At 64.2% G+C, this 24,475-nt stretch carries 17 protein-coding genes; 11 read left to right on the forward strand and 6 right to left on the reverse strand.

Annotated elements, in window-relative coordinates:
• The first annotated feature begins 104 nt into the window (after positions 1–104).
• Entirely contained in the window at positions 105–2,135 is a 2,031-nt protein-coding gene (locus tag DB354_RS22185; protein WP_158277341.1) for a hypothetical protein, read from the forward strand.
• A 168-nt stretch (positions 2,136–2,303) separates the two neighbouring features.
• Here DB354_RS22185 and DB354_RS03180 read toward each other — a convergent pair whose 3' ends face one another.
• A complete protein-coding gene (locus tag DB354_RS03180; protein ID WP_107833977.1) occupies positions 2,304–3,977 on the reverse strand; it encodes a peptide chain release factor 3 in 1,674 nt (557 codons plus the stop codon).
• A gap of 479 nt (positions 3,978–4,456) precedes the next feature.
• Here DB354_RS03180 and DB354_RS03185 point away from each other — a divergent pair, with 479 nt between their 5' ends.
• Together DB354_RS03185 and DB354_RS03190 are read left to right on the forward strand one after the other, a co-directional pair.
• A complete protein-coding gene (locus DB354_RS03185; protein WP_107833978.1) occupies positions 4,457–5,029 on the forward strand; it encodes an FmdB family transcriptional regulator in 573 nt (190 codons plus the stop codon).
• 218 nt (positions 5,030–5,247) lie between these two features.
• Positions 5,248–6,069, forward strand: coding sequence for an inositol monophosphatase (locus tag DB354_RS03190; protein ID WP_107833979.1), 822 nt, complete (start codon positions 5,248–5,250; stop codon positions 6,067–6,069).
• Between the two features lie 198 nt (positions 6,070–6,267).
• On the opposite strand, the gene DB354_RS03195 is transcribed toward DB354_RS03190, so the two are convergent.
• Together DB354_RS03195 and DB354_RS03200 are read right to left on the reverse strand one after the other, a co-directional pair.
• Positions 6,268–7,626, reverse strand: a complete 1,359-nt coding sequence (locus DB354_RS03195; RefSeq protein ID WP_107833980.1) for an MBL fold metallo-hydrolase — start codon at positions 7,624–7,626, stop codon at positions 6,268–6,270.
• Positions 7,627–7,753: 127 nt separating this feature from the next.
• The gene (locus DB354_RS03200; RefSeq protein WP_107833981.1) at positions 7,754–8,137 is read right to left on the reverse strand and encodes an ApaG domain; all 384 of its coding nucleotides are present in this window, start codon (positions 8,135–8,137) and stop codon (positions 7,754–7,756) included.
• 518 nt (positions 8,138–8,655) lie between these two features.
• Here DB354_RS03200 and purH point away from each other — a divergent pair.
• The 5 genes from purH to DB354_RS03225 all read left to right on the forward strand — a co-directional run bounded on the left by purH (position 8,656) and on the right by DB354_RS03225 (position 15,776).
• Complete coding sequence (purH, locus tag DB354_RS03210) at positions 8,656–10,209, forward strand: bifunctional phosphoribosylaminoimidazolecarboxamide formyltransferase/IMP cyclohydrolase (protein WP_107834070.1); 1,554 nt, start codon at positions 8,656–8,658, stop codon at positions 10,207–10,209.
• Between the two features lie 1,143 nt (positions 10,210–11,352).
• Complete coding sequence (locus DB354_RS21895) at positions 11,353–12,345, forward strand: hypothetical protein (RefSeq protein ID WP_146180089.1); 993 nt, start codon at positions 11,353–11,355, stop codon at positions 12,343–12,345.
• A gap of 1,348 nt (positions 12,346–13,693) precedes the next feature.
• Positions 13,694–14,479: a hypothetical protein gene (locus DB354_RS03215; protein WP_146180090.1), complete on the forward strand. Its 786-nt coding sequence runs from the start codon at positions 13,694–13,696 to the stop codon at positions 14,477–14,479.
• Between the two features lie 183 nt (positions 14,480–14,662).
• Positions 14,663–15,088, forward strand: coding sequence for a hypothetical protein (locus DB354_RS03220; protein ID WP_146180091.1), 426 nt, complete (start codon positions 14,663–14,665; stop codon positions 15,086–15,088).
• Between the two features lie 460 nt (positions 15,089–15,548).
• Complete coding sequence (locus tag DB354_RS03225) at positions 15,549–15,776, forward strand: DUF433 domain-containing protein (protein WP_107833984.1); 228 nt, start codon at positions 15,549–15,551, stop codon at positions 15,774–15,776.
• Positions 15,777–15,887: 111 nt separating this feature from the next.
• Here the strand turns inward: DB354_RS03225 and DB354_RS03230 are convergent, their stop codons facing one another.
• Positions 15,888–16,571 (reverse strand): helix-turn-helix transcriptional regulator, encoded by a 684-nt coding sequence (locus DB354_RS03230; protein ID WP_107833985.1) that lies wholly within the window; start codon positions 16,569–16,571, stop codon positions 15,888–15,890.
• A gap of 570 nt (positions 16,572–17,141) precedes the next feature.
• Between DB354_RS03230 and DB354_RS03235 the strand changes: the two genes are divergently transcribed.
• The gene (locus DB354_RS03235) at positions 17,142–17,837 is read left to right on the forward strand and encodes a GDSL-type esterase/lipase family protein (RefSeq protein WP_158277342.1); all 696 of its coding nucleotides are present in this window, start codon (positions 17,142–17,144) and stop codon (positions 17,835–17,837) included.
• An 85-nt stretch (positions 17,838–17,922) separates the two neighbouring features.
• On the opposite strand, the gene DB354_RS03240 is transcribed toward DB354_RS03235, so the two are convergent.
• Positions 17,923–19,482, reverse strand: coding sequence for a kelch repeat-containing protein (locus DB354_RS03240; protein WP_158277343.1), 1,560 nt, complete (start codon positions 19,480–19,482; stop codon positions 17,923–17,925).
• A 686-nt stretch (positions 19,483–20,168) separates the two neighbouring features.
• Positions 20,169–21,359: an SGNH/GDSL hydrolase family protein gene (locus DB354_RS03245; RefSeq protein ID WP_107834071.1), complete on the reverse strand. Its 1,191-nt coding sequence runs from the start codon at positions 21,357–21,359 to the stop codon at positions 20,169–20,171.
• A 271-nt stretch (positions 21,360–21,630) separates the two neighbouring features.
• On the opposite strand from DB354_RS03245, the gene DB354_RS03250 reads away from it, so the two are divergent.
• Together DB354_RS03250 and DB354_RS03255 are read left to right on the forward strand one after the other, a co-directional pair.
• Positions 21,631–22,065, forward strand: a complete 435-nt coding sequence (locus DB354_RS03250) for an ankyrin repeat domain-containing protein (RefSeq protein WP_107833988.1) — start codon at positions 21,631–21,633, stop codon at positions 22,063–22,065.
• A gap of 905 nt (positions 22,066–22,970) precedes the next feature.
• Positions 22,971–24,416 (forward strand): hypothetical protein, encoded by a 1,446-nt coding sequence (locus tag DB354_RS03255; RefSeq protein ID WP_107833989.1) that lies wholly within the window; start codon positions 22,971–22,973, stop codon positions 24,414–24,416.
• The last annotated feature ends 59 nt before the right edge of the window (positions 24,417–24,475 follow it).

A 24,475-nucleotide genomic window follows, 5' to 3' on the forward strand; every position in this document is an offset into this window, starting at 1 on the left:
GCTTGCCAGCGGGAGACCGGCTGAGAGACTGCCCCGCCGCTTTTACCATCGGCCCACGTATCTAACCTCGCACCTCCGCGGGCTCATGCCCGCTTTCTGACTACATGGAAGACGACGCCCCCAAGGAAAATCCGCCCGCGGATTTCAACAAACTCGATCTGAGCCAATTACAGGGTTTCAGCTTCGGCACGCAGTGGACGCAGGACAAATCGACCTCTTCGCCGCGCTCCGATCGTGAACCCGGAGAGGAGCGCTCACGCCGGGATGACCGGCGTGAAGGCGGCGCTCCCGATCGGCGTGATCGGCGTGGTTTCCGTCGTCCCGCGGGCGAGCAGGGTGGCGGCGCTGCGGCGCCGGCCGGCGGCCCGGGAGCGGGTGCGCCCGAGCGTCGCGAGTACGCGCCCGATCGCGGTGGCCCGCGGCGTGAACCCCGCGGTGATTTCCGCGGCGGCCCGCGTGGCAACTTCCGTGGTGACTCCCGCGGTGGCTACGGTCGGCGCGAGCCGATCGAACGCGGCCCGTATGAAAGTCCTTATTACGCGGTCACGTTCTACCCGGAGGACACGAGCTTCAACACGCTCGTGCAGACCATCCGCAAGTCGTGCCGCACCATCGAGCTCTTCGAGATCGCGCGCACGGTCGTGGCCAAGCCCGACCGCTTCGTCGTGGTGTTGACGCACAAGTCGGCGGCTCCCGCGGAAACGCAGGGCCAGCCGGCGCAGGCGTCCGCCTCGCTGCCCGAGCCGACGGCCCGCGCGCCCAAGCCGGTCTTCCACATTTCCGTGCCGGACGGCATGCCGTTCGAGTCCGACGATGCCGCCGTGGCCCACGTGCTTTCGCGCCACCTCGACAAGTTCTTCGACACCGCCGAGGTGGAGGTCGAGGCGCCCAAGGGCAATTTCCAGGTCATCAATCGCTGCGGCGTGACGGGCGAGTTGCTCGGGCCGCCGAATTACCATCGGTACAACCAGATCGTGCAGCAGCACTACGCCGCCAAGGTCGCGGGCCGGATGCCGTTCGAGGCGTTCCGCAGCCGGATCGAGACGGTGCGTGATGCCGAGGTCGTGAACCAGTGGCTGGCCAAGATGAAGAAGACCACGCGGTACACGTGGAAGCTCACCGGCAAGCCCGCTGCTGCTCCCGCGCCCGCCGCGACTCCCGCTCCCGAAGCGCCCGCCGTCGAAGGTGCCGCGGCCGAGGCGGCCGCCGCGCCGGCCGAGGCTCCGGCCACGCCGCCGCAGGTGATCCCGTCCTTCGACACGCTCGAGGATGCGCGCGTGTACCTGCTTTCTCAGGCCCGCGACAAGGTCGTGCGCACAACCGAGACCGCCCGTTTCCACGGCAAGACCGCCGAGCAGCTGCCGCCGGGTGAGATCCGCCGCGCCGTCGAAGGCTCCCTGGATCGCCAGCGCCGCTTCCCGCTCGACACGGCCAACGCCCTCCGCGGCCGCCTTCGCCGCGAGCACTTCACGATCTTCAAGAAGGGCTCCAAGGGCGTCTCGTACGTCTGTGCCGTGAAGCGCAAGTTCCGCGTCCCGGGCCAGACGTTCTCCGACACGATCGGCGCGCTCATCACCTACATCGAGGCCAACCCGATGGTTCGCCAGAGCGAGCTGGCGGTGAAGTTCCTCGGCATCACCACCGCGATCCCGGCCGCTCCGGCCGCGGCTCCGGCTGCCGCCGAGGCGCCTGCGACCACCGAGCAGCCCGCGGCCGACGCCGCGCCGAAGCCCGAGGCTCCGGCCGAGGCCACCAAGGCCGAGTCGACGCTTTCGATCGAGGAACGCGGCAAGATCTCCCGGATGCAGGGCGACCTGCTCTGGCTGGTCCGCGAAGGCTACGTCACCGAGTTCATCGATGGCCGCCTGTTCGCGCCGCCGCCGATGGTCGAGGCCCGCAAGCGCGAGGTCGAAGCCTCCGAGCACGATCCCGAGAACTTCCCGGAAGCGCCGGCTGGTGAAGCGAAGCCCGAAGCGGCTCCTGAGGCCGCCGTCGAGGCGCCCGCCGAGGCGGCTCCGGCCCCCGCAGCCCCGGCTGCGCCTGAGGCGGTCGCGCCGGCTTCGGAGCCCGTTGCTCCGGCTCCCGAAGCGGCGCCTGCGCCCGCTGAAGAGCCGAAGGCTCCGCCCGCGAGCTAAGGGCTCGTCCGAGATTGCTCCTTTCGAGGGCAGGCGAAACCGCCTGCCCTTTTTTGTGCCCGTGATGTGGCTGACGCGGGAGTGAGGCGTTCGGCCGTCGCGCGCGGTTGTGCGAATGCGCGGCGTGCGTCGGCGGCGCGGCTTGAGTCGGGCGACCGTCGGTCCTGCTTACGGCTCCAACGTGCGCGTCTGCTCCAGCGGCAGGTCGTGCATCTTCAGCTCCGGGTTCTTCTCGGCGAAGTAGCGCATCGTCCACTCGTTCGGGAAGAAGATCACCGGGTGGTCAAACTTGTCGGTGCCGAAGCTCACGCCACTGGCGACGACGATGCGCGAGGTGTCGGCGAGCGAGGGATGTGGCTCGAGCCAGCGCATGATCGTCCAGTTCGTCGGCGTCAGTCGCGACTCGGCGTTGTACTCGCTCTGCAAGCGCCACTGCACGACTTCGAACTGCAGCGGGCCGACGGCCGCGAGGAGCGTCGAGCCGGGAGGACCATTGCGGGCCGTGAACGCCTGCACGACGCCTTCCTGGAGGAGCTGCTCCAGGCCGGCGCGGTACTTCTTCGAGTCGGAGGGATTCGGGTTGGAGATGAATGAGAAGACTTCCGGGGCAAAGCGCGGGATCTCGTCGTACACGATCTCGCGGTCTTCGGTGAGCGTGTCGCCGATGCCGAATTCGCTGTGGCCCACCAGGCCGATGACGTCACCCGGCCACGCCTCGTTCACCGTCTCGCGCTCCTGGCCGAAGAGCTTGTGCGAGGACGACAGCCGCACCGTCTTGCCGGTGCGCGAATGCACCACGGTCATGTCGCGCTCGAACTTGCCCGAGCACACCCGCAGGAACGCGATGCGATCGCGATGCTTCGGGTCCATGTTGGCCTGGATCTTGAAAATGAAGCCCGAGAACTTCGGCGCCTCCACCGGGACGATGCCATCCTTGTCCTCGGCCGTGACGGTCTCCGACGTGATCTCGACCGCAGTGCCGGGCGCGTGCAGCGCGCGGCGGCGCGGGGCCGGCGGGACCGAGTCCTTGAGAAAGCCGTCGAGCAGGAGCTGGATGCCGAAATTGTTCACCGCGCTGCCGAAGTAGACCGGCGTCTGCCGGCCCGCGCGCACCGCCTCGAGGTCGAAGGGATGGCCCGCGCCGTCGAGCATCGCGAGCTGCTCCTGCACCTCGGCAAACGTCACGTCGTCGAACTTCGCGCGTACCGTGGGGTCCTCGAGCGACGTCACCTGCACCGGCGCCTGGAACGCGCCGCCGGGCACGCGCTCGAAGAGATGCACCTGGCGCGAGCGCCGGTCGAACACGCCGCGAAACGAGGTCGGCCCGTTGCCGAGCGGCCACACCACCGGCGAGGACTGCAGGCCGAGCACGGTCTCCAACTCGTCGAGCAGCTCGAGCGGGTTGCGCGTCGGCCGGTCGCACTTGTTCATGAACGTGAAGATCGGGACGCCGCGGCGCCGGCAGACTTCGAACAGCTTGCGGGTCTGCGTCTCCACGCCCTTGGCCGCGTCGATCACCATCAGCGCAGCGTCGACCGCCGTGAGCACGCGATAGGTGTCTTCCGAGAAGTCCTTGTGTCCGGGGGTGTCGAGCAGGTTGACCGCGTACCCGGTGTAGTCGAACTGCAGCACCGTCGAGCTGATCGAGATGCCGCGCTGCTTCTCCAGTTCCATCCAGTCCGACGTCGTGGCGCGCTGGTTCTTCCGGTCCTTCACCGCGCCGGCGAGGTGGATGGCATTGCCGTAGAGCAGGAACTTTTCCGTGAGGGTGGTCTTGCCCGCGTCAGGGTGGGAGATGATGGCGAACGTGCGGCGACGGGCGATTTCAGCGGCGGGTGACATTGAGCGGAAAGGAAAAGAGACGCGGCAGCGGGAAAGGAGGAGGAAAGGACGTGCGCGGCCAGTCGCCGCGGAACCGGTGAACAAACGAAATCGAGGGGGTCGTGTCCAGCGGTGATTCCGCGGCCCGCGCGAGGGGACCGCCCCGCCCACACACCTTACTCTTACTCTTCCTCTTCCTCTTTCTCACACCGGAGGCCGGCGGAAGCCGGCCGAGAACGAGAACGGGAACGAGAACGCAGCCCGTGGGGCCGCGTCCGACCTTGGGGGAGAAAGAGTAAGAGGAAGAGAAAGAGTAAGACCGGGACCCTCCCTCAATCCCTCAATCCCTCAATCCCTCAATCCCTCAATCCCTCGAGAGAAAGAGTAAGAGTAAGAGGAAGAGAAAGAGTTAGGCCGCGGCGCGCTCCGCGCCTCCCAAACGTGCGCCACACAACCGGGCAGCTTGCGAAACCGCGCAGCCCTCCTAAACAGGTGCTCCCATGCCGATCTACGAGTATTACTGCCCGGACAATAACACGATCTATCAGTTCTACGCGAAGACGCTGGCCCAGGGACAAATCATCCCGCGCTGCCCCGACAACCCCGCGTTCCAGATGCGCAAATTGGTGTCGGCCTTCGCCGTGACGCGCGGCGGACGCAAGGACGACGGCGCCGAGCCGAAGGGCCCGGCGGGAGCGGACGCCGGTGGCGATCCGGCGGAAGACGCGCGCATGGAGGCTGCCATGGACGCCATGGAGAAGGAGTTCAGCAGCGTGGATGAGAACGACCCCAAGGCGATGGCGCGGATGATGCGCCGGATGTCGGAGCTCACCGGCGAGAAGATCGACGGCGAGATGGAGGAGGTCGTGCGCAAACTGGAGGAGGGGACCGACCCCGACTCGCTCGAGGAGCAACTCGGTGGCGCCGACGAGCCGGGCGCGGGCATGGACGATCCGTACGGCGAAGGCCCTGCCGGCGACGCCGCCAAGCCCGACCCCAAGGAACCGAAGCACCGCTTCAAGGCCCGCCGCCTCCCCCCCCGCCGCGACCCGAAGCTGTACGACTACGAGTGAAAGTGAGAGTGAGGGTGAAAGTGACGGTGACGGCGGAGTTGGAGGACTGCTGAGACGCTCAGATCGAGGCACTCGACTGCCGCCGCCGTCGACCGTCCGCCTGATTTCGTGACTCGCGTTGGGCCCGCTGCGGGCGCGAGGATTCCCGCCTTCGCACCGTCGACCATTGGCTGACTCGGCCACTTTCACTTTCACTCTCACTTTCACTCCTGTTTTTCATGTCCTCCCCTGAACTTCTTTCCCGCGTTGCTGCTGCCAAGCGGGCTGTGCTCGCGCAGGTCGATCTCCTGCACCGCGAGTTCGGCCGCGCCGAGAGTCACTGGAAGAGCGACGGCACCCGTGTGACGCCGGTCGATATCGCGATTTCCGAAGGCATCTTCCGCGAACTGGGCGCGCAGTTTCCCAGTGACCAGTACTTCAGCGAGGAGCTGTCCAACTGCGACGCACCGCTGCCGGTGACGGCGCGGTTCTCCTGGGTGTTGGATCCGGTGGACGGCACCAACAACTTCGCGCTCGGCATCGCGCACTGCGCCATTGCGCTGGCGCTCTGCGAAAACGGCGAGCCGGTGTACGGTGTCGTGTACGATCTCAGCCGTCGCACTCTCATGCATGGCGGACCCGGGTTCGGCGCGCTCGATGGCGACCGCGAGATCCACGTCGCTTCCGGTCCCGTGACGAAGGAGACGCTCGTCGGCTTCCACAGCCCGTTCGACAAACGGCTCACCCCGCTCGCCGCCGGCATCATCTCCAACTTCAAGATCCGCGGGCTCGGCAGCGCCACGTTGCACCTGGCGTACGTCGCCGCGGGCATGCTCGACGGCTGCCTCGACTACAACGTGAAGATTTGGGACCTCGCGGCGGCGATCCCGCTCGTGCGCGCCGCGGGCGGCGAAGTCCGTTTCTTGAACGGGGAGCAGCTCCCGCTGAAGCAGTTCGATCTGAAGATGCGCCGCATCATCTACGTGGCCGGCGGCCCCAAGATGTGCGCCCGCCTCGCCGAGCTCGTGACCGAAGGCGACAACGCGAAGCTCCTGAAGTAGAAGAGCCGGGCTCTCGCGTAGTGCCCTCGCCGTCGGATCCGGCGCGCACCGCGCCGGCCGGTCGGCATGCCACGCGCATCGCGGCCCCGCTTACGGCCAGGGCATCCGCCAACCCCTTCGCCTTCATCCGCTCCCTCCCGTCTTCCACCCACTCGGGGCGCCAGCCCCGTCTTATTGGCGGATGCCGTCCGCCAAAGCCTAAACCTGGTAGGTCTGCAGCGGGACGGGATCGAGAACCTTGGAGCCGGTTGCCTGCTGCGCGAGCTGCTCGGCGAACCAGGCGCGCGCGGGCGGATCGCCGTGGGTCAACACGATCGAGCGCGCCTTCGTCTGCACCGCGAACTCGAGCAGCTCCTCACGGTCGGCGTGGCCGCTGAGCTCGAACCGATCGACGCGGGCCTTGACCTTCGCCTTCACGTGGGCGGCCTCGAAAAGGAAATCGTCACCCGGTTTGGACGCCAGCAGCTCGCCGCCGGGGGTGTCAGGGTCGCAGTAGCCGACGAAGCCGACGGTGTTGCGCGCGTGGCCGACCAGGCCCGAGGCGAGCGTGTAGCTGGGCGTGTTCGCCACCATCATGCCGGAGCTCACGACGTACACGGCGTTCTGCTTCGGATCCTCGCCGGCATTGAGCTTCCGCGGCAGCGGCTTCACCCGGAGGTCCTTCATCATGTTCCGGTTGAAGATCACGTGCTTCGTCTTCTTCGCGATGTCGTCGAAGTAGTCGGAGAGGTCGACGCCGAGGCCCGAGGCGTAAATCGGGCAGTCGACGAGCCGGCCAAACTTCCGCGCGTCGTGGAGGATCGACATGATCTCTTGCATGCGCCCCAGCGCGAACACCGGCATCAGGAATGAGCCGCCGCGCTGGATCGTGTCGTTGATGGACGCGACGAGCCGGGCGACCTCGTGCACGCGCTCCTTGCCGAGCGGTCGCTCGGTCGTGCCGCGCGTCGTCTCCATGACGAGCGTGTCGAAGTGACCGGCGGGAAACTTCGCGGCGGGGATGGTGCGCTGGTTCTCGAAGAGCACGTCGCCGGTGAAGAAGATCGCGCGCCGCTTGTGGCGCAGTTCGACGCCGACCGCGCCCGCGACGTGGCCCGCCCCGTGGAAGATGATCTCGATCTCGTCCTTGGCGCCGCGGAAGTGTTTTGCCTGACCGAAGGGCAGGGGAGTGAACCGCTTGGCGCAGCGGTCGATCTCCTCGTGCGTGAAAAGCGGGTAGTCGGGAATGTTCTCCGCCTCGCGCTGGCGCATCATCACGTTGGCCGAGTTGTGGAGCATGCGCTCGAGCAGCAACCGGCTCGAACTGCTCATCAGGACCGGCGTGTTGGGGTGCTCGCGCATCACGACCGGCAGGCTGCCGATATGATCCAGGTGACAGTGCGTGATGATGATCAGGTCGAGCGTGACGCCGCGCAGCGCGCGCAGGTCCGGGGTCGCGGCGCGGCCGACCTTCTTCGGATGCAGGCCGCAATCGATCAGCAAATTGAGTTCGCCAAGCTGGATGAACAACGAGTTGGCACCGATGCCGCCGTCGCGGTTCAGGTCTGTGAGCTTCATGAGCCTCGCAACTGAAACCAGAATCGCGGCCATAACCAGAACGAAGTTCCGGCGTGACGCGGGGCGAACGCGGCCACGGGCGGCGGGCGGAGCGCCAGACTGACGTCAGCGCGGTCGCGGCGCCGGCTCAGCTATGCGGAATCTCGAGCGCAAACGGCGCGAGCATGACGTGCACGCGCTCTCCGGTTTCGTCGACGCCGTGGAAGCTGCCGTGGGCCGTCGCGTCGACGCCCGTCACATGGTAGCTGTTGTAGGAGAACTGTTCGCCGGGCGCCAGGCGCGGCGTCTCGCCCACGATCCGGTCGCCCTCGACCACGAGCCGCGTGCCGTCGGCGTGGACGATCACCCACTTGCGTCCGAGCAGGGTGACCACCCGGTCGGAGCGGTTTTCGATCGTGATGAAGTAAACGAACGCGTGCGGTTTGTCCGGCGGGAGGCTCGCGCCACCATGGTGGTAGCAGAGCTTGTCGAGGCGGGCAGTGAGACCGGGAAGTTCGCGAGAGCAGGACACGGGGAAGGGGAAAGGAGAGCCGGGTTTGGCGCATCAGCAAGCGCGGACGCGCAGCGCCGCCGCCGGCGGCGCTGCGCTGCCAGAGGCCAGAGGCCAGAGGCCAAAAGCCGGAAGCCAGAAGCCAGAAGCCGGAAGCCAGAAGCCGGAAGCCGGAAGTCAGAAGCCGGAGGCCAGAGGCCAGAGGCCAGAAGCCGGAAGTCAGAAGCCGGAGGCCAGAGGCCAGAAGCCGGAAGGCATAGGCCGGAAGCACTCGGAGGCCGGAAGTCGGACGGGAGGCCAAAGAACGGTTGCTAGGTCGCGCCGTAGCGTCTGGGGAAGCGTGAGCCTGCTCCGGGCATCAGATGCCAGACGTGCGATGAGGCCGCCTGTGGCGGTCCTCTGGCTTCCGGTCTCAGGCTTCCGACCTCCGACACCGGCTTGCGACCTCAGGCTTCAGGCCTCCGGCCTCCGGCTTCCGGCCAGGCGGCTCGTTTACGGCTTGCTGGGGTGACTTGCGGACGCGGAGGATGCGCGGCGCCATGGCCAAATTCGCTCTTCTCTCCGTCTCCGACAAACAGGGGCTGGTGCCGTTCGCCACCGCACTCGTCAAGCAGCACGGGTTCACGCTGCTTTCCACCGGCGGCACCGCCAAGCTCCTCGCGCAGGCCGGCCTCCCCGTCACCGAGGTCAGCCAGCACACCGGCTCGCCCGAGATCATGGAGGGCCGCGTGAAGACGCTGCATCCGAAGATCCACGGCGGGCTGCTTTGCCGGCGCGACAAGCCCGAGCACCTGGCCGAGGCGAAGCAGAACGGGATCGAGCTGATCGATCTGGTCGTGGTGAACCTCTATCCGTTCGAGCAGACCGTCGCCAAGCCGCACGTCGAATTCGAGGAGGCGATCGAGAACATCGACATTGGCGGGCCCTCGATGCTGCGCAGCGCGGCCAAGAATCACGAGAGCGTGACCGTCGTGTGCGATCCGGCGGACTACAATGACGTGCTCGCCGCCATGGCCGAGCCGGCAAAGCTCGGCGCCCTTCGCCGCAAGCTCGCGCTCAAGGTCTTTCAGCGCACCGCCAGTTACGATGCCGCCATCGCGCGCTATCTCGAGGCGCAGACCGCCGAGCCCGACCTGGAGGCGCTCAGCGGCTTCCCCGCGACGCTGACCCTGAGTTGGAAGAAGGCGCAGGCGCTGCGCTACGGCGAGAACCCGCACCAAAAGGCCGCGCTTTACGGCACGTTCCACGAGCACTTCCAGCAACTCCAGGGCAAGGAGCTCTCGTATAACAACATTCTGGATATCACGTCGGCGGCGTACCTGATCGGCGAGTTCGAGCGCCCGACCGTCGGCATCCTGAAGCACACGAATCCCTGCGGCATCGCGAGCGCCGACACGCTCATCGAGGCCTGGGAGAAGGCGTACGCGACCGACCGCCAGGCGCCCTTTGGCGGCATCATCATCGTCAATCAGACGCTCGACGCCGCCGTGGCCAAGGCGATCGCGGAGATCTTCACCGAGGTGATCATCGCGCCGCGCTTCAGCGAGGAGGCCCTGGCGATTCTTTCCAAAAAGAAGAACCTGCGGCTCATGATCGCGAAGAGCGGGCCCCAGGGCGCGACCGATGCGTTGCAGGAAGTGCGCTCTGTGATTGGCGGCGTGCTGGTGCAGGACCGCAACCGGACGCTCGGCGATGTCGCGAGCTTCAAGGTGGTGACGAAGCGTCAGCCCTCGGCTGAGGAGATGGCGGCGCTGCTGTTTGCCTGGAAGGTCTGCAAGCACGTCAAGTCGAACGCCATCGTGTACGCGCGCGGCGAGCAGACGCTCGGCGTGGGTGCGGGGCAGATGGCGCGGGTGGACAGCTCGCGCATCGCGGTGTGGAAAGCGGGCGAGGCGGGGCTCGACCTGAAGGGCTCGGTGGTCGCGAGCGAAGCGCTGTTCCCGTTTGCCGACGGCCTCATCGCCGCGGCCGATGCGGGTGCGACCGCAGTGATCCAGCCGGGCGGTTCGGTGCGCGACGCCGAAGTGATCGCCGCCGCCGACGCCCGCGGCATGGCGATGGTCTTCACGAGCATCCGGCACTTCCGGCATTAATGCCGGGGTCGCGGCATATCGCCGCGACCTGACGATAGACGTCAGATGTCGGATGTCAGATCTCCGGACGTCAGACATCGGATGGCTGATGTGGCCGGCCCCCCAACGGGGCCGGTCTTTTTGCGGTGGATGGTCGCGGGTGGATGCGCCGCGGGCGCGTGGATTCGGCGGGGTGGGGCGCGCGATCGTCGAAACGGGGCGCGGGCATTGGGGAATGGATGGTGCAGGAGAGCGCCCCCTGGGGCGCGGTGATGCAGAGCTGGGGGCGTGCGGAAACGCGAGGCGGGGCGCGGGGTTTTGCGATGGGTGGGCGCGGAGATATGCGGACCGGGTTGCGGAAATCTGGGAAAGAAAGGCGCGGTGATTCACAGCCGTGTGCGCGCGAAATGGGATGCCGTCTGAGAGGAATGCCACGCGAGCGGGGCAAAGGTGTTGTCAGCCGTCCTGCGGGTCGCCGCCCCGTTTTGCCGTTTCGGGGCGCGGAGAAGCGCCGGCGACGGGCGCGGGCGATTGAGGATCAACTCACGGTCGGATGTTCGAACGCGGGTGGGGACGGCGCTGAGATCTGCCCCGCGCGTGCGGCACCGCGCCCCCAAATCGCCTCAAAAGCGTCCCTGGGTCGCGCCCCGCGCCCGCGCGATCCGCCTTGGATCCGCCCCGAAAGCGCCCCGGATCCGCCCCCGAACCGCCCCCTATAGCTCCCCGGGTCCGCCCCCGAAGTGCATGAGTTCGCCCTCCGCGCGCCCCGAGTTCGTCGGCGAAGTAGCCCCGCCGTCTGGCTTTGCGGCTCCCGGAGGCGCGAAAACCAACGATGCATAGGGTTCGATGGCTGCAATTATAACATCCCGTAAATCAGCAGCTTGCCGAATAATGTCCAGATACTCGGGGATAATGTCCGGATACTCGCGAATAATGTCCGGATACTGCCGCGAAAACGTCCGGATCTTTTGTTTTCGCCGCCGGCGAAAACACAAGCAGCGGCGCGTGGGTTTTGACGAATGTCGATGTAAGGACTCAGCGATTCTCTGCGCCGATCTCAGCGAAATCCGCGCGGAGATCTTCGGGCTCCCTGCCGCGGACTGAACGAGACCAACTCCGGCCTCGTCACGGAATTACGAGGGACCACAGTGGCCTTCGATGCGAATGAAGAAACCTCTCGCCAGAATTCGATGGAGATTGGCCGCGGTTTTGACGTTCGCGTTGACGCTTGTCGGATGCGGGCGATCGCGAGCGCCACAGGCCGCCGCCGACCTGCTCCCAGTCGCGGCAATTTTTCAGGTGAGTGGCTGGGATGAAATTGGCGAGATGCGGACGCCGCGAGTGGTGGTTTACGGCGATGGCACGGTTCTTCGGCGGGAGAATGAGTACTATGCTTCCGGCAACAGTAGGGAGGTGTTCTGGAAAGCGAAGCTGACGCGTGAAGAAGTGACCGGTCTCGTGCAGCGGCAAACAAAGCTCTTGCGCGCCCCAGCGTGTTCGGGGCAGATGAACCTCGGTTCGCCGACTGAGGAACCGATCACTGTGATCTACAATGGAGTCGCGAGTGGCGGAAACGTGGTGCCTGCGTACGGCCTGAACATTGATGACGTCGAGTCCGCTACGCGTCCGCGTTCGTTGAATCGAAGCCCGGCCGCGCTCGTGGAGTATTATGTGTTTCTGGTGCACTTGGTGCATTCGACGCGCGACTGGGCCAAGTGGCAGCCCTCGACTTTCGCCGTCGGCCTGAGCCGCAATCTTCACGGGACGCCGCCCGTCCCGTGGCCCACTGATTGGCCGGCGTGGGATACCGAAAAAAACCCGCCCCGAATCGGAGCGGAGATGGTAGTTCCGGTGAAATCGGTGGCGGAATTTGATGCGAAAGCATCGCCTGGCGTCTTCGCCCTGGGGGCCGACTCCTGGCGAGCTGAGTGTTATGTCCGATTGCCGGGGGCAGACCGGTGGCGACCGTTCGTCGTCTGGACAGATCCTGACCTCGAATCTGAGGGCCATTCCGCTCAGCGGCATCGATTCACCAGCCCTACGCTTCCGCCACCCCCCGCGCCGTCGCAAATCACGCTCGAGCCCGTCACGCCGCAGTCACCTCCGCAGGAGCCGTGGGTGTCAGTGAAGCGCCCGCTTTCTGAGCACACGCCTTGAGTCCGTCGTGCGCCATGCCGCGCGGGGCCCTCCCGGGGTTCCCTGTTGCAGAAACGTACGAGGCGCGCGTCTCACGGTCGGCACCGGCGCTGTTGGGCGAAGAACCGATCAGGGCCCACGGGGTCGTCGCTTTCCGCTTTCCTTTCGTAGGGAGCCGATGCCGACGCATCACTGTCTTTTGTGGTGATCGCGCGAAGGAGCGCGCGTGAATCGCCGCGGCGACCGGCGTTCGGGCGGCGAGAAATGAGGCGACGTCGGCCGTTGCCGTGTCAGAGAGGTAAAAGGTAAGCGATGACGCCTTCGCCTGGGTTCCTCCTTCAGTTCATAGATCGGCTGCAAGGCCGGGTAGTCGCCGGAAAACCTCGGTAAACCGGTAGCGCTGCTCCGGTGTGAGCCGGTCCACGCGGGTGTCCGTCTCTTTGGCCTTGTGCCAGCTGCGTGTACAGATTAGCGAAATTGATTCTGATTCGATGCCGCTGGGATGCTCCGCACCTACGCCCCGCGAATCCGCGAACGAGACGCCGCAACGCTGGGATAGTCTATGCACCGCAGCGGATAGATCGCTCCCCAATATGAACTCCGACGTGTCAAGATGAGGACTGTATACCGCACTTGTTTCACGATTAATGGTGGTCCCGAGCAGAAAGACATTGACCCACTTGTCGCCCGGAAGTGCTGGACTTGGGTAGCGGAGAAGTCCGGGGCGCATGATTTGAAGACGTTGGGTGCAGAAGCGCGGCAGGTGGCCGTCCTTGGCCCAATGATGACGGTAGAATCGGCCAAGGTCGAACTCGACGGGCAAAGTGGTTGGGGGCTCCGATTCCGACATGCTGACGCAGTCGACCCAGCCGTTCAATGGACTACCGATTTGACGCTTCTGCGCGGCGACCCTGGCAATACTCTATTTTCTTGTTCCCTTGGTCTCGGCCGAGTGGATGGGGCATATGCTCCGACCGGACGCTTTCCAAGTCGTCCACGGATTGTATTGGAGATTGTGAATGGTTTCAAATGCTTCGCGCCGTTCCGGCTATTTTCCCGGCCGTTGCCGGTACGCAAGCAGGATGTACCGGATTTCACGCGTATGCTGATTGAGCCGAAGCGCCGACACCCGCTCGTCGTCGTTTCCTGCGATTCCACTAACAAGTTCCTGATCCATCCAGGCCACCTAGCGAGCCACCTCGCAGGCCTTGCATATGTCTTGGCTCCTGTCTCCGCCGAGGTAGTAAGGGATATGTGTGGACACCTACCTTCTGGGCTCGAGGTATTTGACGGTGCGCTTCGGCTATATTGGCCAGGCTACACGCCACACGATCAGAAATATCGGCATCCACTGTGGACCCCTAGGCGCGTGTTTGCGATTCAGCAGTGCGGGGAAGCTGAGATAGCAAAAAGACTGTTGGCGCAGGTGTCGGCTGTCGCCGCAAGTAGCCTGCACCAAGATTTTCTCACTTGGGAACGTTTGGTAGAGATGGGCAGGCGGAAGGCCATTCAGGAAGCTCAAGGTGCAAAGGACAAGTCGGAGCTTGTCCAGCTATACGAAGAGGAAAACGGAGACCTCAGGGCGCGACTTACAGCAACCGAGCGCGAGTTGGCAGACAAAGCGGCTGCCGTTCATGGATTGACTTTGCAGTTGGCGGCACTCAAGGCCGCGCGGACAAGACAGGAAATCGAAACCGCTGAGATATCCCAGCTCGAGAGCGTTGCCGATGCAGTGGACATGGCAATTGAGCACTTCGCCGAACAGTTGGTGTATTGCCCGAATAGTAAATCAGACGGTGATCGCAGCTTATTCCAGCCGGCACGGGAAGTGTTTCAAGCGATCGAGTGGTTGGCGACCGTCTACCATCGAGCCAAGTCTGGCGCTCAGGGTTGCGTGGACTTTGATCAAAGTATTGCAGGAACAATCGCAGGGTGGCATTACTCCGGCCACCAAAAGGATTCCACCGTAAAGGCGAACCTCGAATGGTATCGCTGCACTTGGAATGGTGAAACGATGATGCTTCTCGAGCATCTAAAGTGCGGGAGTTCTAAGCGACCCGAAGAGACAATTCGGATTGCTTTCGCTTGGCATGCGTCATCAAGCCGCGTAATTATCGGCTATATTGGTCAGCACCAGAAGAATACCCTTACGTAGTTGGAATATGGTATGTCGATAACTAACTCGAAGCAGTTGGCCAGTGCGGTTTCGGAGGCCAGTCGTTTGATACAGGAGATTCAGGACTATTGTGGTCGAGGACTATGCCCTGAATCGCGAATTCGATTTCCCCGGGGATTCATCAGGACTGCGGCGGCCCAAAGGGAACGCATGCCATTCATCGTGGATTCGACCCTTAAGGATAATATTGCATACACTCTGATCTTGGCAGACGTGCTTCACTGGAACTTGGTTAGGACCGACGTGAAAGGCACGGCGGAGCAAATGCTAACTAAAGCACATATGTTTTTGCTTGGGACGATCGTCGAGAGCCTTACGAAAGAGTTTATCAAGGGACGGGAGGCGGGAGCCTGTTATAAGAAGCGGCTCGAAGCCCTTGAGGCGATGGGGGTCATAGATGCTACTTTGCGCTCTGAGCTGGAATGGTTGTGGGCTATGCGTAACAGAATGCATCTGTTTCTTATATCCGAGGCGGAATACAACCTTTCGCTCTACTCGACGTTTACGCACAACCGAGCGGTAAAGGCGTTTCGGGCCTTGTTGGCCGCCTTGTCTGCGGCGACGACGACGGATGTCGCGATGACGTGATGCACTGCGGGTAGCCTGGCCCTTTGACGCCGGAGGGCGTGGCCTTCACGGGAATACGAAGGCGCTGGGGCGGATGGACGTGTCTGCCTGCGCGATAAGGATGGGAGCCGATTCGATAGGGTCATCCTTACCTTTTACCTCCGGATAAGGCATCGGCAGTTCCGCCGAGGGCGGCTTTGCCACGCGCCTTCCAATCAACCCGGGAATCGAAGGTGGCCAACTTGGCCGCGTGCGGTCGCAACCCGACCCGCCTTGGCCGACGACCACGCGATGAACTCCGGCGGCCAAAGGTAACGGCAAAAGGTAAAAGGTGAGGGATCACCCCGTTTGATCAATTTCCATGTCAACTTTTGCCCGACCGGAGGCTGAAGGAGGTCCACGCCGCGACGCATCCCGGTGCGAAGCTGTCGCCGCCGGATACCGGCCTTGCGGAAGACGGCCCCATGTCTAGCGTGCCGGCATGACCTATATGGAGCGCATCACCTTCAACCCGAACCAGTGCGGCGGCCGGCCCTGCATCCGGGGGTCGCGCATCCGGGTCAAGGATGTGCTCGACCTCGTCGCGGCCGGCATTTCCGAAGCGGAAATCCTCGCGGATTATCCCGACCTTGAGGCGGACGACATCAAGGCGAGCCTGGAATACGCCGCCGCCCAGCTCGATCACCCCGTGCTCGTGGAAATCCGCTGAAGTCGCCTGCTCTGAGCCTATCGACGGGCTTCTTCCTTTCGCCGCTCCACCGCACCGCCTCGGGCCTTGCCCGGTGCAGCGAATGGCGAATCGGCGATGGGCGTCCGCGGCTCAGCTGCTGCGGGCGGAGTCGGCGTAGGCGTCAAGGATGCCGAGGGTGGGGTCCCAGTCGCGGGACCAGCGTTCGAAGTCGGCGGGGCTGATCGAAAAGGCCTGGATGGTTTGCGCGTTGAGGCCATTGAGCTGAGCGGTCACGGCGCCGACGAAGGCGGGGCGCTCGGCTTCGGCGAGGTGGGCGCTGTTCATCGTGTTCACCACGACTTGGTGGGCGGTGTAGTTGTTGAGGTGATTGAAGACGATGGCGCGGACGAGGTACATGATCCGCTGCCGGTGCTGGTCGGCCATCGCGGCGACCTGGGCGGGGCTGGGGCGTTTGGCGGGCGATGGACGGCGCGCGCGCGGGGCTGAGGACGCGGAGCCCGCGGGGGGCGTCGGGGCCGGGGATGGCGGCGGGGTGGGCGCGGCGCGACGCAACCCGCGCTGGCGTTGGCGCGCGAGCCGCGGGTCGGCCGCGGGCACCGCGGAACCGTCGGCCGGCGTCAGCGCGAAGCTGAGCCCAAGGGCCGTCAGGACGCGCTCGAGGGCGTGCAGGGTGATGACGCCCTCTTGTTCGAAACGCAGGTACGTGCGGGTGGGAATGCCGGAACGGGCGATGACCTCGGCCTGGGTCCAACCCAGCCGGAGCCGCTCCTGGCGAACCCGTCCGGCGAGAGCCGAAGCAAGCGAAGTGCTCATGGTGCTGCCGCCAGGGTAGCGGCTGCGAAGCGAGATAACTAGCCAAATTTGGCTAGTTACGTCGGATAAGTAGCCAAAACTGGCTAGTTATCTAAGACGCGATGAAGCTGGAAAATGACGCGCTTCCCTCCGTTTGGCCGGAGCCGAGCGCTGGATTGTCGGCTTGCAGCGCTCAGTGACAGTGGGCCGTCGCCGCTTCGGGGGGCCCGTCGCCGCGTCATCGGGCGGCGGCAGACGATGTCGGAAAGGGCCATCATGCCCGCCGTGCTCGATCAGGAGGCGCGGCCGCGCAGGCGATCCGCCTCAGGTCCGGCGACGAAGAACAGGCGGTGAGCCGCTGGGCCCGCGCTCGGCGCGCCGGACTCTGCCATCGGCCTCTCGGTCCGCGGCTCGGAGCTCGGTGCCGCCTTCCCGTGATCAACGACCGGACGCATTTGGCCCCGCTGGCATCTTCCCGCGCTGCTTCGGGGAGCGGATACACGAAGGACAATTCGCTTGGCTTGGCGTGGGGGCGGATGACGCTGTTTCGCCCCCCAAGCCAGATCGGCTTCCTCGATGAAATTGCGCTGCATGAAACTGAAACTGCTCCTCGGGTTGCTCGCTGGTGCGCTCGCTTTTGCGTCGGTGCGGGCGGCGGAGGAGGCGGCGCCGCGGCAGGCCAAGCCCGAGCGTTATGCCAAGGCCATCGAGGCCTTTGCCGCGCAGGCGCCGGCCAGGCACGGCATCGTCTTCATCGGCAGTTCCGCGACCACGCGCTGGAAGAGTCTGGCGGATGATTTTCCTGATTTGCCGGTGGTGAATCGCGCCTTCGGGGGCAGCCGGATCAACGACCTGATCTTCTACTTCGATACGATCGCGCGGCGGCATGAGCCGAAGCTCCTGGTCATCGATATTGGCGGCAACGACCTCAACGCGGGCTTGAGCGTCGATGAAACGTTTGCCGAGTACCTCCGCCTCCTGGAGGTGGTGCACACGAAGCTGCCGCAGGCGCGGGTGGTCATCAACTCGCTCGGCATCAGCCTCAAACGCGTCGCGCAGATCCCGCAGATTCTGGAGATGAACGCACGCCTCGCGCGCTGGGTGCAGCAGCACGACTGGGCCCGGTATGTTGACCGCACTCCGTACCAACTTCGCGCGAAGGGCCAGCCGGTGCGCGAGGACTATGTGGACGACCTGCTGCACCCCAGCCGCGCGGGCTATGTCGATTGGATGAAGGTGCTCGGCCCGGTGCTGCGCGAGGAGTGGGCGAAGGTGCGTGGAGTGTGAAACTGAGCGGGCAGCGGCGGCACCGGGGACCCGCTCAGCAGAGCGTAGCCGCTAAATATATCAAGTATTTAGCGCATGCATTTAGCTAGTTCGCAGTTTTCGCCGCGTTGGCTTCCTGTACCTTCTGATCGCAGATCCCGATGATAGCCAGGGCATGGGTCTTGATGTCATCGAAACCTGCCGACACTGATCCAAGTGCTGCTTTCAGAGACGTTATAGATTGCTCCAGTTGATTAACTTTACCCTCCAGTACAGTCTTCTCACTGACAAGAGTTTGTATTTGAGAGGTGAGTTGGGAATATGCCGCGGCGTCGATTCCTTGAACGACAGAGATAAATGCAGTCGCGCTCGAGTGTTGGCCGACGTTGTCAGTAACGGTCAACGTGATCACGTTGACCCCGAGTGGGAGTGTGACCGTGGGCGATGCGCCGGTCGCAGAACCAAAGGCACCCACCCATGAATAGGACAATTGCGCATTCTCTGGGTCTGTCGAACCGGTCCCATCAAGTGTGATGACAGCCTCGGCTGATGTGCCGGCGTATACAACACGATCACTGCCTGCATTTGCCGTCGGAAGAAGATTCGTCCTGACAAATTGTTCGGATCTACGTGCGCCGCCTCCAAGCAGCAGAACTGAACCGTCCTGCAGCGAGCAAAGAAAATGAGGATTCCGAGTGACCGACGGCATGGAAGTGGGGAGTGCGAAGGTGCCGTATGCCGGGTCAAATATCTCAACCTTTGGCGTGTCCGGAGATGAAATCATCACCTTGCCGTCGTCGGTTAGGCTAACGGCCGGGTATTGCCGGGCCGTGTTCATGTGGTAGGTCGCTATGATCCTGTTGGTGGCGGGGTCGAAGAGCTCACACACGTTGGTTCCGGCGCCGGAAGGTGGAGTGGGACCGCCGACAAGCAGCACTTTCCCGTTTGGGAGGAGGATACCCGCAGGGTCCCGAGGTTGGCTCATCGACGCAATCGAGGTGAATGTGTTTGTCGAAGGATCAAATACCTCCATCGAGGCAGTCATTGAGCTAGTCCCGCTGTATGTAAGTCCTCCGGCGAGAAGAACGCGCCCGTCATTCAGTCGGACGAGGGCTCCGCCCGCGCGGCCGACCCTGAGCGAAATCAATGAGGCTGCTCCTGTGGTCGGGTTGAGGACAATCGCTGTGCCACGTACCGACCAGTTCGCTCCCCAGTTTCCCGCAAGCAGAACTCTTCCGTCGAGAAGGGTTACGGATTTTCCTGCAAAGCATCCTTCTGGAAGACTAAAACCATTTGAAAAAGTGTTTGTAGTAGGGTCGTAGATCTCAGTTGAGTTTAGTGCAGTGGTTCCGACTGTCGATCCCCCGCCGGCGACGAGGACCCGACCATCGTTAAGCTTCGCAACGGCGGGCGCAAAACGTGCAGTTGCGAGCGACGCCGCCCAACTGAATTGACCGCTGCTCGGATTGTACAATTCGGCGGCGTTCACCCCTAGTGTTCCGACTACGAACACACGTCCATCATCGAGACGTGTGATTGCTTCGCCCGATCGCGTAGCCAACATGTCGCCCCTGGCGACGAATTCAGTCTGAGCACGCGTCGGCGGGGCAATGAGACTGCTTACGCAGATTGCCGTAAGCAGGAGGAATTTATTAGTTGAGTTCATATGGTTTCGATGACGGAAAGGTTGGGTGTCGGGCCGACGTCGTCCATTTGTGGATCTCGGGATAACCCGATCCGGCGTGCGGTGACCGTGCCCAAGGTGGTAGTTGGGCCGGTATTCAGAGAACATCACATCGCCCTAACTTTGAATTTCTTAAATAGATTTGAATATAACCTGCGAGGTTGTCGATCCTCTGGGGCGTGAAGCGCCCATTCCGCGCATTGCTACGTCATGGCTTCCTCAAGTTGGGGAATCCAGCGATGGCCCGATCATGCATTTGGGCTACTTCGGCGCTGTACGACAGGAGTTCGATGTTGAGCGCATCTCGTCGCCCGTTTCTGGACCCTATAAGATTACATACCGAAGAACCGTGACGGCCGAAGCGCCGCCGACCCGCGGAGGAGGAGGATACTTTGGTGGAAGCTCCTGGGTATGTATGGGGTCGGCGGCATTCGTTGCCTCCCAGGGCACCTATCACCTAATCGCTCCGTACCTGGCGCGACTGGCCGACAAAGGGCCGGCGCAGGCCGGCAACACGTCTGATTGAGCCGTTGCTGACGCTCACCGCGAAGGCTGCGAACCGGGCGCGAGAGTCTGCGGCGCTCGCTCCCGGTCGCGACTCCCACGCTCGGTGCCGACCACCGCGCGGTTTCGCGCGCGTTGGCGTACTTCGCGGTTGCTAACGGCGGCTACTTCGCCGTCTCGGCGAGGGCTTCGCGGATGATGGGCTCCATCACGTTGGCCTGGCGCCAGAAGCCGAGGTCGCTGGCGTGGTCGCCGTCGGTCGCGCCTTCGGAGTCGGTGCCGTAGAGAGCGTCGCCAGGAATGTAATACAGATGCTTCACGCCGGCCTGCTTGAGGCGTTCGTACTCGGCCTTGAGGGCGGCGTGGTTCTTCGCGTGAAACTGGCTCGTCTCCGGCCGAATCCAGGCATTGGTCTCGCGCCGGTCCTCGACGAGCACGATGGGCGTGTCGGGTCGCGCGGCGCGGAGCTGCTGCACGAGCGGTACGGTCTTCGCGGTGACGTCGGCCGGCTGCATGTTAGGCAGGCAGTCGATCACGTACACCGCCGCATCGATCTGCGTGAGAAACGCGCCGACGGCGGCGTCCATCTTACCGTTGCCCGAGAAGCCGAGGTTCAGCACGGGCCGGTCAAACCGGCGGCCGAGGATCGCGGTGTGCACCATGCCGGGACGCGACGCGCAGGCGCCGTGGGTGATGGACGTGCCGTAGAACACGATCGGCTTGGCGGTGCGCGGGGCGAGACCCTCGAACCGGGCGCCCTTGGGCACGCCGATGGCCAATGATTTCACGCCATTGTAGAGCGGCAGGTAGGCGGCGTATTCGCGGAAGCCAGGCGCGAGTCCCTTCACCAACGCCGTCTTCACCTCCTGTTTGGCGGGACGGGCGGCCTGCACCCAGCGCCACTGGCCCTGCTCGTCGCGCGCGTAGAGGTCGAGCCCGCTGACGCCGGTCGCCGGCATGTGCGGCTTCGCGAGGCGATCCTTCGTGAGCAGGTAATGGACGTGGATGCTCGTCGCATCGGTCTTGAAGCGGACCATCATCCCGGCGGTGTCGCGGCTGAGATTCCAGACGTTCTTGGTGACCGTCTGCTCGGCGGCCGCGGGCAGGCGGTCGAACCAGAGTTGCCGCGGCTGATCGACCCAGGCGCGCCCCTCGGCGCCCCACGTCGTGACGTCGTGCCACTCGACGTCGGCGGCGTCATCGGCGCTGGCCGCGAGCGCGGGATCGGCGCGGACCGCGGCGTCGACCGCGGGGGGCGTCGCCGCCGGTGCGGGCTGGGCCGCGGACGTCACCGCCGCGAGCGCGGTGGCGAAAAGGAGTGAGAGGGGCAGGCGAGCGACGGCGAACCGTTTCATGGTCGGAGGGGCGGCAGGTTGGGCCGCGGCCCGGTCGCGGGTCAAAGCCGTTGAATATTCGGGCGCGTTTTCGCGGACGCGAAAACGCGCACTCAGGTTGGGAGGATGCGCACTTGCGAAGGCGATTTCGCACACTGGCGGGTGCAACCGGACCGCCAGCCCGCACTACGACCTCGCGCCGCCGCCTTGGCCCCAAATGCGCCTGTGATCCGCAGCGTGGAACAGTGCCTGATTGACGGGTTTACCACGACAGGTAAACACCGAGGCCAGCATGCAGGAGCGCGATGATACTCCAGCTTCCGCACTGTGGAACGCCGCCTACGCAGGAGACGTCGCTGCGGTCGAACGGTTGATTGCCGAGGGCGTGGACGTGAATGTGTGGGATAAGTGGGGGCGGAATGCGCTCTCGCTCGCCGCGGGTGCGGGGCATCTGCAGGTTGTGCAGCAACTCATTACTGCGGGGGCATGGGTTGACCCTTTCGAGGAGGGAAGTGTGTACAAGACGCCGCTCATGGTAGCGGCGGAAGGAGGACACACGCAGGTTGTCGAGCACCTGCTCGACGCCGGCGCTGACCCGACTCGGACTGGCGGCGTGAGCATATGTACGGCGGAGTACTACGCCCGCCACTCCCACGGGTATGTGGCGGCCATTCTCCGGCTGGCAGAAGATCGATGGCGGCGCACGAAGCGCAGCGTTGAGGAGTGAAGACGGTCTTCTCGGTGCGATGCCGGCTCAGTTCGGGGCTCGCTCCGTGCGCTCCTCTGAACTCGGTGGCCTCGGTGTCCTGCTCGGTCGGGCGTTTCCTCAATCCCTCCGGGCGGGACACGGAGCGCACAGAGGTCGGAGGAGGGGCACAGAGGGAGAACCGGCATCGAGCTGGTTTTCCTCGGTGACCTCCTCGGGACTAGGTGCACTCCGTGACGAGAACGACCTCCGGAGTGAAAGTGAGAGTGAAAGTGGGGAAGCAACTGGCGGTCCCTCAATCCCTCCGGGCGGGACACGGAGTGCACAGAGGTCGGAGGAGGGGCACGGAGGAAGAGAACCGGCTTTGTGATGGTTTTCCTCGGTGACCTCTTCCGGCCTCCGTGGACTCTGTGACGAGAACGACCTTCGGAGTGAAAGTGAGAGTGAGCGGGAAAGTGGTGAAGCAACTGGCGGTCGCTCAATCCCTCCGGGCGGGACGCGGAGCGCACAGAGGTCGGAGGAGGGGCAAGAAGGGAGAACCGGCATCGTGCTGGTTTTCCTCCGTGACCTCTTCCGGACTCGGTGCACTCCGTGACGAGAACGCCCTCCGGAGTGAAAGTGAGAGTGAGAGTGAAAGTGGGGAAGCAACTGGCGGTCCCTCAATCTCTCCAGGCGGGACACGGAGCGCACAGAGGTCGGAGGAGGGGCACGGAGGAAGAGAACCCGTTTTGTGATGGTTTTCCTCGGTGACCTCCTCCGGCCTCCGTGCACTCCGTGACGAGAACGACCTTCGGAGTGGTCCCTCAATCCCTCGAGAGTAAGAGCAAGAGGAAGAGTAAGAGGAAGATATATAGAGGTCGTTGGACGGAGAGCAAGGGTTTGAACTTGGGCATCGGGCGGATATCGTGGGCCTTGAAATTGTTTCTATGAAACACTTCGCCATCTCTGTGCTTGGGCTTACCGCGCTCATTGCTGAGTGCTTCGCGACGACAGGATTGATCGATACGACGTTTGTGCCGGCTGGGAAGGGGCGCGTCTGGACAATCGAAGACGCCCCAAACGGCGGTGTATATGTCGCTCGAAATACCCTGAAGCGTTTCAATTCCGACGGCACCGAAGACACCCGATTTGTGTGTCCGATCGTGGCTGAAGGCATGGTAGCGAATCTGCGCATGGTGTTTGCTGGCGCCGATGGTAGTCTGCTGGTGGCAGGGACATTCGCGATCGATTCCCAGCCCGCATTTACCGCGCGGGTGTTGTCCGACGGCGCGATCGATCCGAGCTACCATCGCGCAAACTTCGGGCCGGCGATTCCTGCGGCCATTGTCACGGCCGGCGCGGTGGACGCAGCCGGTCGGCTGCTGCTGGCCGGGCCGTTTCACGTCGTGGACGGGCACTCGGTTTCCTATCTGACGCGACTCCTGCCCGACGGCCGCTGGGACGAGACGTTTACCCCGCCGGCGTTGAGCGGCGTTCCGGCCGCACTCGGGGTTTTGCCCAGCGGACAGATTGTAGTGGCAGGTGGAACAGGTGTGATGCTGCTCAAGCCCGACGGATCGCCCGACAATTCCGCGGCGACCTACACGGGAATGAGCGACATTGGGGCGGTTGCCATTTCGAGCACCGGCAGGATCGCCGTCGGCGGAGACTCGCGGGTGGTGATGCTTCGCGAGGACTTAACTGAGGACACGGCGTTCGCATCCGATTTCCGCTTTCAACTCGGGGTCGACGATCTCCGGTTTGATCCGGCCGGTCGCCTGGTCGCTGCCGGGATCTTTGCCGGCTTTCCGGCCGTGTTCGGTGTGGTCCGGTTTCTCCCGAACGGGGCGACTGACTCCAGTTGGGCGAGGCTGGGCGGGACAGACGGGCGGATCGAGCGCGTGCGGCTCAGCCAATCTGGCGATGTGTACGTGTCTGGGCGATTTGCGACGATTCAAGGCGCGGCGCGCGCGGGCGTCGCGCGACTCCATGGCGCCAACTCAGGGGCGGTAGGCTGGGTCAACACCTCGGCGCGCGCCACCATTCGTGACGGCGAGCCGCTGATCGCGGGTTTTTTCGTCAACGGCGACCAACCGATTCAAGTCCTCGTGCGCGCCGTGGGCCCGGGATTGGCGCAATTCGGGGTGGATGCCCCGTTGCCGCATCCGAAGTTTGTCGTGTACTCCGGATCGACCCCCGTGTTGGAAGCCTCGGGCTGGAGCGACACCGATGAGATGCGGTCGATTCAGAGCGCCGCGGGCGCGTTTCCCCTGCCTAGTAACAGCACGGATTCCGTCGCCATGATGGTGCTTCCCCCTGGCGCATATACCGTGATCGTTACCGGGCAGAACGGCGAGGCCGGCGCGGCGCTCTGCGAAGTGTATAGGCTGTAGTAGGAGTTCTCCGTTGCGTGGCTCACGTTCGGCGCGCTGGCCCGCTCGCCGGGGCGGGT

This window comes from Opitutus sp. ER46 (assembly GCF_003054705.1).
Classification (GTDB): Bacteria; Verrucomicrobiota; Verrucomicrobiia; order Opitutales; family Opitutaceae; genus ER46.

Excerpts from the sequence above, each read along its gene's own strand:
- DB354_RS03225 (WP_107833984.1), top strand. The coding sequence starts at position 15,549 with ATGACCTATATGGAGCGCATCACCTTCAACCCGAACCAGTGCGGCGGC.
- DB354_RS03245 (WP_107834071.1), bottom strand. The coding sequence starts at position 21,359 with ATGAAACGGTTCGCCGTCGCTCGCCTGCCCCTCTCACTCCTTTTCGCC.
- DB354_RS03250 (WP_107833988.1), top strand. The coding sequence starts at position 21,631 with ATGCAGGAGCGCGATGATACTCCAGCTTCCGCACTGTGGAACGCCGCC.
- DB354_RS03180 (WP_107833977.1), bottom strand. The coding sequence starts at position 3,977 with ATGTCACCCGCCGCTGAAATCGCCCGTCGCCGCACGTTCGCCATCATC.
- purH (WP_107834070.1), top strand. The coding sequence starts at position 8,656 with ATGGCCAAATTCGCTCTTCTCTCCGTCTCCGACAAACAGGGGCTGGTG.
- DB354_RS03185 (WP_107833978.1), top strand. The coding sequence starts at position 4,457 with ATGCCGATCTACGAGTATTACTGCCCGGACAATAACACGATCTATCAG.
- DB354_RS03235 (WP_158277342.1), top strand. The coding sequence starts at position 17,142 with ATGAAACTGAAACTGCTCCTCGGGTTGCTCGCTGGTGCGCTCGCTTTT.
- DB354_RS03255 (WP_107833989.1), top strand. The coding sequence starts at position 22,971 with ATGAAACACTTCGCCATCTCTGTGCTTGGGCTTACCGCGCTCATTGCT.
- DB354_RS21895 (WP_146180089.1), top strand. The coding sequence starts at position 11,353 with ATGAAGAAACCTCTCGCCAGAATTCGATGGAGATTGGCCGCGGTTTTG.
- DB354_RS22185 (WP_158277341.1), top strand. The coding sequence starts at position 105 with ATGGAAGACGACGCCCCCAAGGAAAATCCGCCCGCGGATTTCAACAAA.
- DB354_RS03195 (WP_107833980.1), bottom strand. The coding sequence starts at position 7,626 with ATGAAGCTCACAGACCTGAACCGCGACGGCGGCATCGGTGCCAACTCG.
- DB354_RS03240 (WP_158277343.1), bottom strand. The coding sequence starts at position 19,482 with ATGAACTCAACTAATAAATTCCTCCTGCTTACGGCAATCTGCGTAAGC.
- DB354_RS03190 (WP_107833979.1), top strand. The coding sequence starts at position 5,248 with ATGTCCTCCCCTGAACTTCTTTCCCGCGTTGCTGCTGCCAAGCGGGCT.
- DB354_RS03230 (WP_107833985.1), bottom strand. The coding sequence starts at position 16,571 with ATGAGCACTTCGCTTGCTTCGGCTCTCGCCGGACGGGTTCGCCAGGAG.